The sequence below is a fragment of the Streptomyces sp. NPDC006458 genome (assembly GCF_040612135.1).
GTDB lineage: Bacteria > Actinomycetota > Actinomycetes > Streptomycetales > Streptomycetaceae > Streptomyces.
In genome coordinates, this window is sequence record NZ_JBEXPR010000047.1 from 12,676 (window position 1) to 27,912 (window position 15,237).

12 protein-coding genes, 1 tRNA gene, 1 pseudogene and 1 CRISPR repeat array are annotated in these 15,237 nt (G+C 73.0%); of the genes and pseudogenes, 6 read left to right on the forward strand and 8 right to left on the reverse strand.

What is annotated here, in order from left to right:
- Positions 1 to 107: 107 nt before the first annotated feature.
- The gene (locus ABZZ79_RS37005) at positions 108 to 1,091 is read right to left on the reverse strand and encodes a 3-hydroxyacyl-CoA dehydrogenase NAD-binding domain-containing protein (protein ID WP_356696604.1); all 984 of its coding nucleotides are present in this window, start codon (positions 1,089 to 1,091) and stop codon (positions 108 to 110) included.
- A gap of 119 nt (positions 1,092 to 1,210) precedes the next feature.
- Here ABZZ79_RS37005 and ABZZ79_RS37010 point away from each other — a divergent pair, with 119 nt between their 5' ends.
- Positions 1,211 to 1,978 carry a CDP-alcohol phosphatidyltransferase family protein gene (locus ABZZ79_RS37010; RefSeq protein WP_356696606.1) on the forward strand — a complete coding sequence of 256 codons (768 nt, stop codon included), beginning with the start codon at positions 1,211 to 1,213 and terminating at the stop codon, positions 1,976 to 1,978.
- Positions 1,979 to 2,364: 386 nt separating this feature from the next.
- Here the strand turns inward: ABZZ79_RS37010 and fusA are convergent, their stop codons facing one another.
- Entirely contained in the window at positions 2,365 to 4,431 is a 2,067-nt protein-coding gene (gene fusA / locus ABZZ79_RS37015; protein ID WP_356696608.1) for an elongation factor G, read from the reverse strand.
- A 381-nt stretch (positions 4,432 to 4,812) separates the two neighbouring features.
- Positions 4,813 to 5,523, reverse strand: a complete 711-nt coding sequence (locus ABZZ79_RS37020; RefSeq protein ID WP_356696610.1) for a nucleotidyltransferase domain-containing protein — start codon at positions 5,521 to 5,523, stop codon at positions 4,813 to 4,815.
- A gap of 125 nt (positions 5,524 to 5,648) precedes the next feature.
- A CRISPR array of direct repeats spans positions 5,649 to 5,936; the repeat unit is 30 nt; unit sequence CGGTGGGGGCTGATGCCGTGGGGCTGGGTG.
- A gap of 338 nt (positions 5,937 to 6,274) precedes the next feature.
- Here ABZZ79_RS37020 and ABZZ79_RS37025 point away from each other — a divergent pair.
- Complete coding sequence (locus tag ABZZ79_RS37025; RefSeq protein WP_356696612.1) at positions 6,275 to 7,435, forward strand: glycerophosphodiester phosphodiesterase family protein; 1,161 nt, start codon at positions 6,275 to 6,277, stop codon at positions 7,433 to 7,435.
- 327 nt (positions 7,436 to 7,762) lie between these two features.
- Here the strand turns inward: ABZZ79_RS37025 and ABZZ79_RS37030 are convergent.
- Both ABZZ79_RS37030 and ABZZ79_RS37035 read right to left on the reverse strand, forming a co-directional pair.
- Positions 7,763 to 7,850: transfer RNA gene (locus tag ABZZ79_RS37030), tRNA-Leu, on the reverse strand.
- 213 nt (positions 7,851 to 8,063) lie between these two features.
- Positions 8,064 to 8,231 carry a hypothetical protein gene (locus ABZZ79_RS37035; RefSeq protein WP_356696614.1) on the reverse strand — a complete coding sequence of 56 codons (168 nt, stop codon included), beginning with the start codon at positions 8,229 to 8,231 and terminating at the stop codon, positions 8,064 to 8,066.
- On the opposite strand from ABZZ79_RS37035, the gene ABZZ79_RS37040 reads away from it, so the two are divergent.
- Positions 8,230 to 9,402, forward strand: coding sequence for a low temperature requirement protein A (locus tag ABZZ79_RS37040; protein WP_356696616.1), 1,173 nt, complete (start codon positions 8,230 to 8,232; stop codon positions 9,400 to 9,402). The genes ABZZ79_RS37035 and ABZZ79_RS37040 overlap by 2 nt on opposite strands.
- 55 nt (positions 9,403 to 9,457) lie before the next feature.
- Here the strand turns inward: ABZZ79_RS37040 and ABZZ79_RS37045 are convergent, their stop codons facing one another.
- Both ABZZ79_RS37045 and ABZZ79_RS37050 read right to left on the reverse strand, forming a co-directional pair.
- Positions 9,458 to 10,135 carry a GntR family transcriptional regulator gene (locus tag ABZZ79_RS37045; RefSeq protein ID WP_356696618.1) on the reverse strand — a complete coding sequence of 226 codons (678 nt, stop codon included), beginning with the start codon at positions 10,133 to 10,135 and terminating at the stop codon, positions 9,458 to 9,460.
- A gap of 96 nt (positions 10,136 to 10,231) precedes the next feature.
- Positions 10,232 to 11,179, reverse strand: a complete 948-nt coding sequence (locus ABZZ79_RS37050; RefSeq protein WP_356696620.1) for a beta-ketoacyl-ACP synthase III — start codon at positions 11,177 to 11,179, stop codon at positions 10,232 to 10,234.
- A gap of 284 nt (positions 11,180 to 11,463) precedes the next feature.
- Here ABZZ79_RS37050 and ABZZ79_RS37055 point away from each other — a divergent pair.
- From ABZZ79_RS37055 to ABZZ79_RS37065, 3 genes and pseudogenes are all read left to right on the forward strand, one after another.
- A pseudogene (locus tag ABZZ79_RS37055) lies at positions 11,464 to 11,985 on the forward strand (hypothetical protein).
- A gap of 50 nt (positions 11,986 to 12,035) precedes the next feature.
- The gene (gene fdhD / locus ABZZ79_RS37060; protein ID WP_356696622.1) at positions 12,036 to 12,911 is read left to right on the forward strand and encodes a formate dehydrogenase accessory sulfurtransferase FdhD; all 876 of its coding nucleotides are present in this window, start codon (positions 12,036 to 12,038) and stop codon (positions 12,909 to 12,911) included.
- 67 nt (positions 12,912 to 12,978) lie between these two features.
- A complete protein-coding gene (locus ABZZ79_RS37065; RefSeq protein ID WP_356696624.1) occupies positions 12,979 to 14,205 on the forward strand; it encodes a DUF4185 domain-containing protein in 1,227 nt (408 codons plus the stop codon).
- Here ABZZ79_RS37065 and ABZZ79_RS37070 read toward each other — a convergent pair.
- Positions 14,141 to 15,181 (reverse strand): bile acid:sodium symporter family protein, encoded by a 1,041-nt coding sequence (locus tag ABZZ79_RS37070; RefSeq protein ID WP_356696626.1) that lies wholly within the window; start codon positions 15,179 to 15,181, stop codon positions 14,141 to 14,143. The two genes, ABZZ79_RS37065 and ABZZ79_RS37070, sit on opposite strands and share 65 nt — an antisense overlap.
- Positions 15,182 to 15,237 lie beyond the last annotated feature (56 nt).

Consider the following 15,237-nt stretch of genomic DNA (forward strand, 5'->3'; position numbering starts at 1 on the left):
GACGACCCTCCAGTGCGGTGCGTCTGGTCCCCCGTGACTCCCTGCCGGGGGATGCCGTGTAGTACGGCTCTTGGCTTCCCCGTGTTCAGCCCTCTCTCACTCTCTTCTCAGGTCAAGACGCCGGGATACGCGATCCGGTGGCACAGGGCCGGGATCTCGCCGGAGGCGATCTTCGGCAGGACGTCCGGGAGTTCGTCGAAGCCGCTCTCGCCGGTGATCAGGGCGTCCAGCGCGGGATCGGCGAGCAGGTCGAGGGCGAGGGCGAGCCGTTCGGCGTACGTCCTGTTCGCACGGGCCGGGGAGAGGGTGCCGACCTGGCTGGCGCGCAGGGTCAGGCGCCGGGAGTGGAAGGCCTCGCCGAGCGGCAGGGCGACGCTGCGGTCGCCGTACCAGCTCAGTTCGACGAGCGTGCCCTCGGCGGCGAGGAGTTCCAGACCGCGGGCGAGCCCCTGCTCGGTGGCGCTGGCGTGGACGACGAGGTCGCAGTCGCCGAGCGCGTCCTCGGGTGCGGCGAAGGCGACACCGAGGGCGTCTGCGGTGCGGGCGCGGTCCGGGTCGGTGTCGACGAGCTGGACGCGGACGCCGGGGAAGCGGGCGAGAAGGGCGGCGACCGAGGAGCCGACCATGCCGCCGCCGATCACGGCGATCCGGTCGCCGACCAGCGGGGCCGCGTCCCACAGGGCGTTCACGGCCGTCTCCATGGTGCCGGCGAGGACGGCCCGTTCGGCGGGCACGGACTCGGGCACGGGAGTGACGGCCGAGGCGGGCACGACGTACCGCGTCTGGTGCGGATACAGGCAGAACACGGTCCGGCCGAGCAGCCCTGCGGGCCCCCGCTCGACCACGCCCACGTTCAGGTAGCCGTACTTCACCGGCCCGGGGAAGTCGCCCTCCTGGAACGGCGCCCGCATCGCGGCGTACTGACTGCGCGGCACTTGGCCGCGGAACACCAGGGTCTCGGTGCCCCGGCTGATCCCGGAGTACAGGCTGCGCACCAGCACCTCGCCCTCGGCGGGCTCGGGCAGGGGCACCTCGCGTATCTCGCCCTCGCCGGGAGAGGCCAGCCAGAACGCGCGTGCGGGGCTGTTCATTCACATCCTCCTGATAGTCCTTGAACGCACGGCAAGCTGTTCACGTACGGAGAAGTGCACAGGCCGCGGACAAGGTACGCGGCGTTGATCGACTCTGTCATACGGCCGGAGGATGTGCGGTGGCCCTGAACGACACTTACGACGCGTGGCCGGTCCAGCAGGAGACCGCCGTCGGGGCGGGTGCGCAGCTTGTGCTGCTGGCCCTGCTCGGGACGGCGGTCGGCCTGGGCCCGGCGGGCTGGCTCACCGGGCTGGCCTTCGCGTTCGCCACCTGGGCGGTGCTCTCCCGCGCCCTGCACCGCGCCCGGCCACGCTCCTTCGGCCCGGCCAACCGGGTGACCCTCGGCCGGGCCGTCCTGGTCGGCGCGGTGACGGCGCTGGTGGCCGACTCCTTCCGGAGCCCCACGCCCATCACGCTGTTCGTGGGCCTGACGGCGGTGGCGCTGATCCTCGACGGCGTCGACGGCAAGGTCGCCCGCCGCACCGGCACCTCGACACCGCTGGGCGCCCGCTTCGACATGGAGGTCGACGCGTTCCTCATCCTGGTGCTGAGCGTGTACGTGGCCGCCTCCCTCGGCCCCTGGGTGCTGCTGATCGGCGGCATGCGGTACGCCTTCGTCGCCGCGGCCCGGGTGTGGCCCTGGCTGAACGCGCCGCTGCCCCCGTCGACGGCCCGTAAGACGGTGGCCGCCGTACAGGGCGTCTTCCTCCTGGTGGGGGCCTCGGACCTGCTGCCCCGGCCGGCCACCACGGCGGTGGTCGTGTTCGCCCTGGGGACGCTGGTGTGGTCGTTCGGGCGGGATGTGCTGTGGCTGTGGCGACGGTCGCGGGAGCGCGCGCAGGCGGCGCCGCGGGAGGAGAAGGTGCTCCAGACGCTCGCCGGGTGAGAGCGGCGGAAAGGAGGGTGCGGCCGAGGGCGACGCCGAGGATGGAGTAGCCGTCGAGGCGGTCGCCGAAGTACGGGTGGTCGGAGACGGTGAACAGGTCCAGGTCCTGGCGGTCGGCCTGCCCCGCCTGGCGCAGCGTGGCCTCGGCCTCGTGCACCCCGGTGAGGCCGCCGGTTCCGAACAGCGGCTTGCGCACGGTCGTTACGGTCGTGATCGCCTACCCCCGTGAAACATTCAGTTCGCACTACGAACTATATGAGTGCGGCGCGCGGGACTGTAAACCGATCAGGCGCGGTGCAGCGATCACCGGTCGCGGGACGGCGGCCCCACCCTCGCGGGTGGGGCCGCCGCACGCCTCGCCGTGCTCCGGCGGCCCGGTCCGAGAGCTACCGCGTCGCCGTGGCGGCTGCCGCCGGGGCCTGCGCGTAGCCGGTCGGGCGGGCCGTGAAGGTGCCCCGGCCCTGGGTGCGGCCGCGCAGGCGGGTCGCGTAGCCGAAGAGTTCGGCGAGCGGCACCGTGGCGGTGACGACCGCGGCCCCGCCGCGCGCGGCCTGGCCGGTGACCCGGCCGCGGCGTGCCGCGAGGTCGCCGAGCACACCGCCGACGGCGTCCTCGGGCACGGTGACGGTCACCTCGGCAACGGGTTCGAGCAGCACCATGCCGCAGGCGCGCAGCGCCTGGCGCAGCCCGAGCCGGCCCGCCGTGCGGAAGGCCGTCTCCGAGGAGTCCTTCACATGGGTCGCCCCGTCGGTGATGGTGACCCGCAGCCCGGTGACCTGGTGCCCGTCGAGCGGCCCCGCGGCGAGGGCGTCCCGGCAGCCCGCCTCCACAGCACGGACGTACTCCTGCGGCACCCGGCCGCCGACGACCGCCGAGCGGAACTCGAAGCCGGTGCCGCCCGGCTCAGCGTCCAGCGGTTCCACGTCGAGCACGACATGGGCGAACTGCCCCGCCCCGCCGTCCTGTTTGACATGCCGGTACACCGAGCCGGTCACACCGCGCACGACGGTCTCGCGGTAACTCACCTTCGGGCGCCCCACGTTGACCTCCAGTCCCAGTTCGCGGCGCATCTTCTCCACCGCGACCTCCAGATGCAGTTCGCCCATGCCGGACAGCACCGTCTGCCCGGTCTCCGCATCGGTGCGCACCCGCAGGGACGGGTCCTCCTCGGCGAGCCGGGCCAGCGCGGCGGCCAGCCGGCCCGAGTCCCGCGAGGTGCGCGCCTCCACGGCCACGGACACCACGGGGTCGGCGACGCCGGGCGGTTCGAGGACGACCGGGGCGTCCGGCGCGCACAGCGTGGAGCCCGGCCGGGCGGACTTGAGCCCGACCACGGCCACGATGTCACCCGCCACGGCCCGTTCCAGCGGAGCGTACCGGTCGGCCGTCACGCGCAGGATGCGCCCGATACGCTCGGTGCGCCGGGTGCCCGGGTCCCACACCGCGTCTCCCTTCTCCAGCGTGCCCGAGTACAGCCGCAGGAACGTCAGCCGCCCGGTCGGGCCGGCGTGCACCTTGAACGCCAGCGCGGCGAGCGGCGCCCTGGGGTCGGCGGGGCGCTCCCGCTCCTCGCCCTCGTGCTCACCGCGTACCGGCGGCACGTCGAGCGGGGACGGCAGGTACGCCACCACCGCGTCCAGCAGCGGTTCGATCCCGCGGTTGCGGTAGGCGGAGCCGCACAGCACCACGACCCCGTCGCCGCCGCGGGTCAGGTCCCGCAGGGCCGTGGTCAGCGTCGGCGCGGACAGCGTCTCCCGGTTGCAGAACTCCTCCAGCGCGGCCGGATGGCGTTCGGCGACGGCCTCCTCCAGCAGCCGCCGACGCCGTACGGCCTCCTCGTGCAGACCGGGCGGCACCGGGCCCTCCAGGGGCGCCTCGGCGCCGTCGGCCCAGACCAGGGCGCGCATCCCGACCAGGTCGACGACTCCCATGAAGCCGTCCTCCGCACCGATGGGCAACTGCACCACCAGCGGGGCCGGATGCAGCCGCTCGCGGATGGAGTCCACGGCCCGGTCGAGGTCGGCGCCCGCGCGGTCGAGCTTGTTGACGAAGGCGATCCTCGGCACGCCGTACCGCTCCGCCTGCCGCCACACCGACTCGCTCTGCGGTTCCACGCCCGCCACGGCGTCGAACACCGCGACCGCGCCGTCCAGCACCCGCAGCGAGCGCTCGACCTCGTCGGCGAAGTCGACGTGGCCGGGGGTGTCGATCAGGTTGACGCGATGGCCGTCCCAGGCGCAGCTGACGGCTGCGGCGAAAATGGTGATGCCCCGGTCGCGCTCCTGCGGGTCGAAGTCGGTGACAGTGGTGCCGTCGTGGACCTCACCGCGCTTGTGGGTGGTGCCGGTGGCGTACAGGATCCGTTCGGTGACGGTGGTCTTGCCGGCGTCGACGTGGGCGAGGATGCCCAGGTTGCGGACGGTGGCGAGGGGGTTCGTGACGTTGGCGCGCACGGCCGTTGCCTTTCGGGTGTCTCCGGGTGGGTGCGGCGCGATTCACCATGACGACGTCGCCTGACGGTGCGTCAGAGTCGTTGTGGAACCGTGGAGGTGGTCGTCACGGCATCCGGTGCCGGCCGCGCAGCGGGCACCGGGCGGACGAGGACACCAGGATCACCTCGGACCGGGAGCGGGGAACGACGACAGCGGTGCGGTCACGCACGGCCCGGCTCCCCTCGCTCGACACGGCGGCGCGCCGCCGGTACGGGGCGGCGCGCGTTGTTGCCGTGAGTCTAGGGAACCCGACCGGTGGGTGGCACCCGGTTTTTCACCGGCCTCGTGCGGCGGTGGTGTCGGGCGTGTAGAAGTGCCGGCGCGGGCGGCACCCGGCTTTTTTTACTGGCCTCGTGCGGCGGTGGTGCCGGGCGCGTAGAAGTGCCGACGCACGCGGCGCAGCCAGGCGTCGGCCGGGGCCTCGTCGGGCTGTTCGGGCAGGACGCTGACCGTGTCGTCGAAGGCCCTCTCGAAGCGGCCGAGCAGCGGCAGCGCGGCCTCGGGGTCCGCGGCGACCTGCTCGCCGAAGCGGTGGTAGCTCTCCGGATCCTCGACCCGGACGGTCAGCGCGCCGGTGCGGTAAAGCTCGTAGCCCTGCTCGCACAGCCGCTTCAGGTGCCGGGCGTTCTTGGCGATCCGCCTGCGGGTGTCGGCGTCAGGAGTGCCGTCCCCGCGGCCGAGCAGCTTGCGGCACTGCTGGGTGGCGTAGCCGAGGTAGGCGTCGCGGACCCGTCGGGCGCTGAGGAACGAGGCGCGGATGGCGATGAGTTCGTCGCCGAGCGGGGTGCGGACCTCGTACAACTCGTCCGGCAGCCAGACGAGTTCCATCACGGTCGGGTTGCCGCCGAGGGCGAGCCGGCACCACTTGGCCGCCTCGTGCAGGGTGCGGTCGGGGGCCGTGCTGACGTGGGACTCCTTGGGGGTGTGCAGGCCGTGCAGCTCCTCGGTGGGGGCGGCGAACATGCCGAGCCGGTCCACGTCGGAGCCCTCGCGGGCGAGGCCGTACGCGGTGGAGCCGACCACGCCGGACAGGAGGATGTTGGTGACGGTCATAGGAGCCCCCCGGTGACGGATGTGCAGGTCGCGGCCCCGGGCACGGGGACGCGGCAGGCCCCATGATGACCCGGAGGGCACCGGGGCCACCTCGCATTTTTGCCCGCGTCCCGGGCTCCGCCGTCCGGTGGGGGCTGATGCCGTGGGGCTGGGTACCGGTGCGGCTGCTCCCGACCGGTGGGGCTGCTCCCGTCCGGTGGGGGCTGCTCCTGTCCGGTGGGGGCTGATGCCGTGGGGCTGGGTGTCAGTGCGGCTGCTCCCGACCGGTGGGGGCTGCTCCTGTCCGGTGGGGGCTGATGCCGTGGGGCTGGGTGTCAGTGCGGCTGCTCCCGACCGGTGGGGGCTGATGCCGTGGGGCTGGGTGCCGGTAGGCCTCTCGCGTCCGGTGGGGGCTGATGCCGTGGGGCTGGGTGCCGGTGCGGCTCCCGACCCGTGGGGGCCTGCGGCGGCCTGTTCTTTCGGTGGGGGTTGCTGTAGCGCCCCTTGTCGGTGCGTGGTGCGGGGCCGCGCCGGGGGGTCTCCGTCCTCGGTCCGCCGTTCTGGTCTCTTGCGTCGACTGAGGGCGGTGCCCGGCGTCCGCTGCGGGCGGACACCCCCCGACACGTCCCCTTCCCGCCGTGGGCGGCCTGCCCCCCGGGGATGCGCCGTTCTCCGAGCGTTCAACGGTCCCTCATGCCGCAGACCTCGGCCGGCTCCCGGCCTCGCACTAGCGTCCCGGCGTCGACACACCCGACACATGAGTGAGGTTGCGATGTCCGCCCGACACTTCCTCGCCGGCCTGGCCCTGGTGCCGGTGCTCGCGCTGCCCGCGACCGCCCACGCCGGGGGAGACGGCCCCCAAGTGCCGCCCCGCAAGACCCACTTCGACCTCCAGGCCCACCGCGGCGGCCTCGGCATGACGACCGAGTCGTCGCTGGAGGGCTTCGCCAAGGCGCTGCGCCTCGGCGTCTCCACCCTGGAGCTGGACACCCAGATCACCCTGGACCGCAAGGTCGTCGTCACGCACGACCGGCGGGTCAGCGCCGCCAAGTGCCGGGACACGGCCCCCGTCGACCCGGGCGACCCGATGTACCCGTACGTGGGCAAGTACATCAAGGACCTGACCCTGGCTCAGATCCGGACGATGGACTGCGGGTTCCAGCAACTGCCCGGCTTCCCCGAGCAGGAGCAGGTCAAGGGCCACCGGATGGTGGAGCTCAGGGACGTCCTGAACCTGGTCAAGCGCCACAAGGCCAGGCAGGTCGTGCTGAACGTCGAGACCAAGGTCGAGGCGGGCGCCCCCGAGCAGACCGCGCCGCGCGAGCTGTTCGTGCGCCGGGTCCACGAGGAGATCCACGCGTCCGGCATCGAGCGCCAGGTCACGATCCAGTCCTTCGACTGGGGTGCGCTGCGGGCGATGCACGAACTCGCCCCGCACTGGCCTCTGGTGGCCCTGACGAACTACGACTTCCTCCAGGTCGGCAGGCCCGGCGCCAGCCCGTGGCTCGGTGGGATCGACGCCGACGACTACGACGGCGACTTCGTACGGGCCGCGGCGACGATCCCCGGTGTCAGGGCTCTGTCCCCCAACTACGGCTTCCCGCAGAGCGGCAAGGTCGGCGACCCGGGCTTCCGCTTCTACCCGGACCGCAGGATGATCGCCGACGCGCACGCGCGCGGCCTGAAGGTCGTCCCGTGGACCTGCGACGACCCGGCCACCATCGAGGCGCTGATCGATCTCGGCGTGGACGGCGTCATCACGGACTACCCCGACCGCGTGCGGCGGATCATGGCCGACCGGGGGATGCGGCTGCCGAAGGCGTATGTCTCCGCCGGTGACGCGGGAGGCCCGGCCGCCGCAGCTCCGACGCGTGGACACGCCCGTGGTGTGGAATACAGTATGCAATCGGTTTCGCCGCCTGGGAGCATCTGAGACTCCCACCCCGGACGGTCACGGCGACGGCCCGTCCGACGGGCTCCACGTCGACCCGCACCGCAGACGTGGCGGCTCTGCGCGCCCGCAAGCGCGCTGTCGTCGGGGCCCGGCGGGGCCGACAGCTACGTCTTCGCCCACCGGAGCGGCCGGCGGGACGGGCTCAGTGTCGTCGACCCGCTCTCCCCCGAGGGCCGCGCGCGGCACTCGGTCTGCCGGCCGGGGGTGTGGTCGCCGCGGTCACCGAGTCCGGCCCGTCGATATGAAGGGACCGTGTCCGAAACAACGCGAAGGGCCGGTCGGGAGTGATCCCGACCGGCCCTTCGATGGTGTCCGAGGGGGGACTTGAACCCCCACGCCCGATAAAGGGCACTAGCACCTCAAGCTAGCGCGTCTGCCATTCCGCCACCCGGACAAGGTGTCTGCCGCCTGGCGCGGGGCGTTCCCCGCGGCGACATGGACAACAATACCAAGCTTTCGGAGTGCCTTTCACCTGCGTTTCCGCCCGCTGACCTGGCCTCGCCCGCCCGTACGCTCCGAGCGGACCGCCTCACCGCGCGTGACGTGCGGGGCGTCGCCAGACCCCTCTCGTGCGGACGCCCCGAGGCCGCCCGACAGCCCCTCGCGGTCACCGCGCGAGCGGGGCGAGCCGGTCGAAGAGGGCGTCGTCGGTGGACAGGGTGGCGAACAGGGCGCCGTTGACGTTCCTGAGGCCCCGTACGGGAGTTGGCGCCCTCGTCGCACACCTGCGCGACGAACTGCCTACGATCTTGGCATCGAGGCAAGGGGGAGCCATGAACACAGCGGTACAGGAGCCGGGTCGCAGAGTGACGACCCTGGAACTCTTCTTCGATCTCGTCTTCGTATTCACTCTCACCCAGTTGACCGTGCTGCTCGCCGACGACCTGTCCTTCGCGCGGGCCGGCCGAGTGGCACTGATCCTGGTCGTGCTGTTCTGGATGTACGGCGCCTACGCGTATCTCACCAACCAGGTGCCGCCGGACCGGCCTTCGCGACGGCTGCTGCTGATGCTGGGCATGGCCGCGTTCCTGGTGTGCGCGCTGGCCGTCCCCCGGGTGTTCGACGACACCGGGGTGGTGTTCGGGCTCGGGTTCCTCGCAGTGGTCGTCGTCCACACCGTCCTCTACACCCGCAGCCACGGCCCGGACTCCATCTGGTACGGCGTGTCCAACGGGCTGGCGGCGCTGGCGGTGACGGCGGCCGGACTGTTCGACGGGCTCGCGGCGGACGGGTTCTGGCTGCTGGCGGTGGTGCTGCAGTTCGTGACGCCGTTCGTCGCCGAGCACGGGCCCCGGCACCGGGACGGGCGCACGGCCGAGACGATGCGGGTGCAGCTGGGCAGCCTGGACCCCGCGCACTTCGTGGAGCGCCACGGGCTGCTGCTGATCGTCGCGTTCGGCGAGTCGGTCATCGCGATCGGTATCGGCATCGGCGATCTGCCGCTCACGGCGGGCCTGTTGGGCGGGGCGTTCCTGTCACTCGCGGTGGCGGTGGCACTGTGGTGGACGTACTTCGTCCGCGACGAGGAACTCGCCGAGCACGTCTTCCGGTCGGCACCGGCACCCGCGCGCTGGCGCCTGGCGATGAACGCGTACTACTACGCCTTCCTGCCGATGCTGCTCGGCATCGCCTTCTTCGCCGCGGGTGTGAAGAAGTCCATCGGGCACCTCACCGAGCATCTGCACAACGGCCCGGCCCTAGCGCTGGCCGGCGGTGTCGCCCTCTTCCTCGTCGGCGACGTGGCGTTCCGCTCGGTGCTGCGTCTGCACCCGGCCCGCTTCCGCCTGCTCGGTGCCCTCGTCACGCTCGCCGTGGTCCCTCTCGGGACCGGCCTGGGCGCCTACGCCGAACTCCTCGCCCTGGTCGGCGTACTGGTCGCCATGCTCGCGCTGGAGGCACGGGCGGTCACGGCGCCCCGCGAGGGCCGGGAGCCGGCGCGGGCGTGAACCGGCCGGAGACGGCGTGGGCGCGAACCGCGCACCGGCGGCGCCCCGCGGCGCGTCAGGACGTGCCGCGGGCGTTGTACGAGTGCCGGGTGTGCTCGGTGTGCTCGCGCATCAGGCGGCCGGCCAACTGCTCGTCGCGTTCGTCGATCGCGGCGATCAGGGCGCGGTGCTCGGTCCAGGACTGTTCGCCGCGCTGCCGGGCGACGGGCGTGTAGTACCAGCGCACACGCCGGTCGACCTGGCCGGCCAGTTCGGCGAGCACGGCGTTGCCCGACAGCTCCATGACCTTGGCGTGGAAGCGGGCGTTGAGGGCGACGTCGGCGTCCACGTCGTCGTCGGCGACCGCGCGCTCGCCCTCGGCGCACAGCTCCTGAAGCGCGCTCACGCCCGCGGCGTTCGCGCCCTTGGCGGCCAACCGGGCGGCCTCCGCCTCCAGCAGCGTGCGCACGGTGAGGAGCTGGTCGGCCTCCTGCTCGGTCGGCTCGTGCACGAACGCGCCCTGGGCGGGACGCAGATCGACCCAGCCCTCGGTGTTGAGCCGCTGGAGCGCCTCGCGCACCGGCTGCCGGGAGACACCGAGGTGCCCGGCGAGTTCGCTCTCGACGAGGTGCTGGCCCGGCTGGAGGGCGCGGGTGGTGATCAGCTCCAGCAGCGCCTCGTAGACCCGCTCCCGCAGCGGCCCCGGCCGTTCGAGCTTCGGCACCGTCCCCTGGGGCAGTCCGGTCGACAACATGCGTCCCTCCTCGGCGGAGCCGTGTACGGCAGGCCGAAGCCGGTGAATTGGCTTTCGTCTACAGTCTACGGCGCACGGTCGACGCCGGCGGAGGGCTCAAGGACAGCGCACGACCTGCCCGGCGTAGGACAGGTTCCCGCCGAAGCCGAAGAGCAGGACCGGGTCGCCGGTGGAGACGACGCCCTGTTCCACGAGCTTGGAGAAGGCCAGCGGGATGCTCGCGGCGGAGGTGTTGCCCGACTCGACGACATCGCGGGCGACGACGGCGTGGACCGCGCCGATCTTCCCGGCGAGCGGCTCGATGATCCGCAGGTTGGCCTGGTGCAGCACGACCGCGGCGAGCTGCTCCGGGGTGAGGCCCGCCCGCTCGCAGGCCTGCCGGGCGAGCGGCGGAAGCTGCTGGGTGGCCCAGCGGTAGACGCTCTGCCCCTCCTGTGCGAACCGCGCGGGCTCCCCCTCGATGCGCACGGCGTGCCCCATCTCGGGGACCGAGCCCCACAGCACGGGCCCGATGCCGGGCTCGACGCCCTCCGGGCAGGCCTCGACGACGGCGGCCCCCGCTCCGTCGCCGACGAGGACGCAGGTCGTGCGGTCGGTCCAGTCGGTCACCGCGGACATTTTGTCGGCGCCGATGACCAGCGCGCGCCGGGCCGCGCCCGCGCGGACGGTGTGGTCGGCGGTGGCCAGCGCGTGGGTGAAGCCGGCGCACACCACGTTGATGTCCATGGCGGCGGGCCGGGGGATGCCGAGGCGGGCGGCGACTCGCGCGGCGGTGTTCGGGGACCGGTCGACGGCCGTGGAGGTGGCGACGAGCACGAGGTCGATGTCGGCGGGGGTCAGCCCCGCCGCCGCGAGCGCCTTGGCGGCGGCGTGCGCGGCCAGCTCGTCCACGGGCTCGTCGGGCCCCGCGATGTGACGGGTGTGGATGCCGACACGGCTCCTGATCCATTCGTCACTGGTGTCGACCATCCGGGCCAGGTCCTCGTTGGTGAGTACTCCGGCGGGCTGGTAGTGGCCGACGGCGGCGATGCGCGAGCCGTTCATGTCTGGTGGACCCCCTGTGGCCTCAAGTTGCGGGATCCACCAGTCTTGTCAGTGACTGATCGGTAGCCCGGCAGGTGAAGGAACAGGAATCACGCGTCCTGGTTGTCGGCTTCGGTCAGAGCCGGGGGGCGCGCGTGTGCGTCCCTTTGCCGATCATCGAGGCATACTGTAGACAATATTTCGTCGATGAGGTGTGAATGTCGGCGCGATCCGGACGTTCTCGGCCCCCTCCGCGGTACTCCCTCGACCGAACGGAGAGTTCCCCCCGTGAGAGTCCCCGTTCCATCGGCGCCTGTGTCGGTGCCGCCCTGCACCGCGGGCGCCGACGTCCGTCTCGTCGCCCGTGGACCGCACATCACGGTGAATTCGCCGCGCGGGCTGAGCACCCGTACCCCGTCCCGCCTCATGGCCACCGTCCGCGCCCACGCCACCGACGACCCTGCCGAGATCGGCCCGGCGCCTGAAGGGCACCCCTTTCTCCGTCGGCGAGCCCGACCGCGGCGTGTCCGGGCGGTGCCTGCCGTTCGGCGCGGTCATGGCGGCCGACGGGCCGAGGTGCCGAGGTGCCGACGGGCCGAGGTGCCGACGGGCCGACGGGCCGAGGTGCCGACGGGCCGAGGTGCCGGTCGAACCCGGCCCGCGCAACGACATCCGGCTGAAGCCGCCCGGCGACATCTCCCCGCTCGGACTCGGCGTCCTGCTCGCCGCGGTGGTCGAGCCTGGCGGATTTCACCGGCGCCGGCGTGCCCGCCCTGCGCACGGTCCACGCCAACTCGGACCTGCCGGCCCTGCGAACGGCCGCATGATGTGCAGGACAATGATGGCGTGAACCGACGGAACCGGGGCTGATGGGCGCATGGGACGAGTCACGGAACGACGCAAGGTGATCCGGATCCGGGACGGGGCGGTCTCCGCCCGCCCGGACACCCTGGTCGCCGAGGAACCGCTGGAGATACGGCTGAACGGCAGGGCACTGGCGATCACCATGCGCACACCTGGCGACGACTTCGCGCTCGCCGCCGGGTTCCTGGTCAGCGAGGGGGTCCTCGCCGAGCGGAAGGACCTGCAGAACATCGTCTACTGCGCGGGCGCCAAGGTGGGGGTCCCCCCAGGCCCCTCTGGCGCTGGGGGAGAGTCGAACACGTACAACGTCGTCGACGTGAGGACCGCCCAGGGTGTGGTGGTCCCGGACATCACGCTGGAGCGGAACGTGTACACCACGTCCTCCTGCGGGCTGTGCGGCAAGGCCAGCCTGGACGCGGTGCGCACGACGGCACGCTGGCCGATCTCCGACACTCCCCCGCTCCGGGTCGAACCCGAACTGCTGGCCGGGCTGCCCGACAGGCTGCGCGCGGCCCAGCGCGTGTTCGACCGGACGGGGGGCCTGCACGCGGCGGCGCTGTTCTCCGAGGACGGGGAGCTGATCGACGTACGCGAGGACGTGGGCCGGCACAACGCGGTCGACAAGCTGGTCGGCCGGGCGCTCCAGGACGGGCGGCTGCCGCTGTCGCGGGCGATCCTGCTGGTCTCCGGGCGGGCCTCGTTCGAACTGGCGCAGAAGGCGGTCATGGCCGGCATCCCGGTGCTCGCGGCGGTGTCCGCGCCGTCGTCGCTCGCCGTGGACCTGGCCGCCGAGACCGGGCTGACCCTGGTCGGGTTCCTGCGGGGCAGCTCCATGAACGTGTACGCGGGGGAGGAGCGCGTCGCCATGCGGTCGGCGGCCGGGGCCTGACCGATCCGGCCGCCGTGCGCGGGGGCCCCGTGGACCGGGCGCCCCGCACCGGCTGACGTCGCCGGGGATGTCCGTCGACGCCCGCGCACGACAGCGCACGGGGGCCGGGATCGGCCTGCTGCTCGCCCTGGTGCTCGGGGCGGTGCTGTTCAGGACGCTGCCCGAGGGCGGGGACGAGGCGGACGGCGGCTGCGCGCCCCGGACCGTCGGGTCCTGGTCCGCCGACGACGCGCTCACCTGCGAGTTCGCCCGCTACGGCGACGACGCGGCCCGCTCCGACGACTGGACCGGCGGCGACGGCACGCACTCGGTGCGGCTGCCGGACGGACGGCTGCTGTGGCTGTTCTCCGACACCTACCTGGGCCGGGTGTACGCCCCGCCCAACCCCTCCGGCGAGTCCGCCTCCTGGCGCGACGCCGCAGCTCCCCTGGTGCGCGACTCGGCCGTGCTGATGCGCGACGGCCGCCTGGAGAGCACGCTGCCCACCCCGCTCTTCCCGGACCCCGCGCCCGGTCAGTGGCGCCGGCCGGTGGCCGCCCGGGTCGAGCCCCGCTCCCCCGGCGCGGCCGAACAGGTCCTGCGCGTCCTGCTGTGGGTGCGCGCCGCCGGACAGCCGCCCTGGATCTACGGCGTGCCTCTCGCCACCGAGGTCGCCACGCTCTCGCTGCCCGGCCTGCGCCTGGAGTCCACGGTGCGGGTGCGCGACGAGCAGGGGGTGCCGGACCCGTCCCGGCGCGTGCTGTTCGGGACGACGCTCGTGGCGGAGGACGGCTGGACGTACGTCTACGGCGGCGACGACGGCCGCCCCGCCGGGCGGCAGGTCTCCTCGGCGTACGTCGCCCGGGTGCCCGAGGGCGGGCTCGGCGACCCGTCCGCCTGGGAGTACTGGACGGGCCAGGGGTGGTCGGCCGGGGTACGGCCCGGCGCGGTGCTCGGGGACCGGACGCGCCGCGGCGTGGGCAGTGCCTTCTCGGTGGTGCGGGACGGGCGGACGTATGTGCTGTTCACCATGGCCGCGGGAACGGCCGGACTGGCCACCGTGACCTCGTACTGGTCCTGCTCCCCCACCGGACCCTGGCACGGCCCGGCCCGAGGCTTCGGGCCGCCGCTGCCGGGCTCCGGGGTGGCCGCGTACAACCCGCAGACGCACCCCGAACTGAGCGGCGGCGGACGGCTCGTGCTCAGCCACGACGTCAACCGGCTCGACCCGGCGGGCGCGGCCGCGCAGCTCAACGGGGATGTCGCCCTGTACCGGCCGCGGTTCTTGACGCTGCGGCTGAGGAACGCGCGCTGACCGGTTCGTCGGGGTCACGGGAGCGGCGCCCCGCGATCACCGCGCACACCATCAGCTGCATCTGGTGGAACAGCATCAGCGGCAGCACGGCCAGCGAGGCCTGCGCGCCGAACAGCACGCTCGCCATGGGCAGTCCGGCGGCCAGGGACTTCTTCGAGCCCGCGAACTGGATGGCGATCCGGTCCCCGCGGCCGAAGCCCAGCGCCCGGGAGCCGTACCAGGTCAGCGCCAGCATCACGGTGAGCAGCACGGCCTCGACCAGCAGCAGGCCGCCGAGCCGCAGCGGGCTGACCCGGTGCCAGATGCCCTGGACCATGCCCTCGCTGAACGCCGTGTAGACGACCAGCAGGATCGAGCCGCGGTCGACCAGGCCCAGCACCTTCTTGTGCCGCCGGACGAAGCCCCCGATCCAGGGTCGCAGCAGTTGCCCGGCGAGGAACGGCACCAGGAGCTGCAGCACGATCTTCACCAGCGCGTCGGGCGAGAACCCGCCGGCACCGCCGCCCAGCAGGAGGGCCGCGAGAAGCGGGGTGAGCACGATGCCCACGAGGGAGGAGAAGGAACCGGCGCAGATCGCGGCGGGCACGTTGCCGCGGGCGATGGAGGTGAAGGCGATCGAGGACTGGATGGTCGAGGGGACCAGGGTGAGGAAGAGCAGGCCCTGGTAGAGCGGCTGGGTCAGCAGCACCGGGACGAGGCCGCGGGCTGCCAGCCCCAGCAGCGGGAAGATCACGAAGGTGCAGGCCAGGACCGTGAGGTGCAGCCGCCAGTGCCGCAGGCCCTCAAGCGCCTCGACGGTGGACAGGCGCACGCCGTACAGGAAGAACAGCAGCGCGATCGCCACGTCGGAGGCGCCGGAGGCGATGTCCGCGCCCACGCCGCGCGCCGGGAGCAGGGCGGCGAACCCCACGGTCCCGAGCAGCAGCAGGACGTACGGATCGATCGGCAGCCGGCTCGGCCACGTCAGGCGTTTCACGGTGCTCGGTGCTCCCCTCTGTCCTCGTGTCCTCTGTCCTCGTGTCCTCGGATCCT

Coding starts and splice junctions, on each gene's coding strand:
- ABZZ79_RS37050 (WP_356696620.1), bottom strand. CDS start 11,179: ATGAACGGCTCGCGCATCGCCGCCGTCGGCCACTACCAGCCCGCCGGA.
- ABZZ79_RS37035 (WP_356696614.1), bottom strand. CDS start 8,231: ATGGCTCCCCCTTGCCTCGATGCCAAGATCGTAGGCAGTTCGTCGCGC.
- ABZZ79_RS37040 (WP_356696616.1), top strand. CDS start 8,230: ATGAACACAGCGGTACAGGAGCCGGGTCGCAGAGTGACGACCCTGGAA.
- fdhD (WP_356696622.1), top strand. CDS start 12,036: ATGGGACGAGTCACGGAACGACGCAAGGTGATCCGGATCCGGGACGGG.
- ABZZ79_RS37065 (WP_356696624.1), top strand. CDS start 12,979: ATGTCCGTCGACGCCCGCGCACGACAGCGCACGGGGGCCGGGATCGGC.
- ABZZ79_RS37025 (WP_356696612.1), top strand. CDS start 6,275: ATGTCCGCCCGACACTTCCTCGCCGGCCTGGCCCTGGTGCCGGTGCTC.
- ABZZ79_RS37005 (WP_356696604.1), bottom strand. CDS start 1,091: ATGAACAGCCCCGCACGCGCGTTCTGGCTGGCCTCTCCCGGCGAGGGC.
- ABZZ79_RS37045 (WP_356696618.1), bottom strand. CDS start 10,135: ATGTTGTCGACCGGACTGCCCCAGGGGACGGTGCCGAAGCTCGAACGG.
- ABZZ79_RS37020 (WP_356696610.1), bottom strand. CDS start 5,523: ATGACCGTCACCAACATCCTCCTGTCCGGCGTGGTCGGCTCCACCGCG.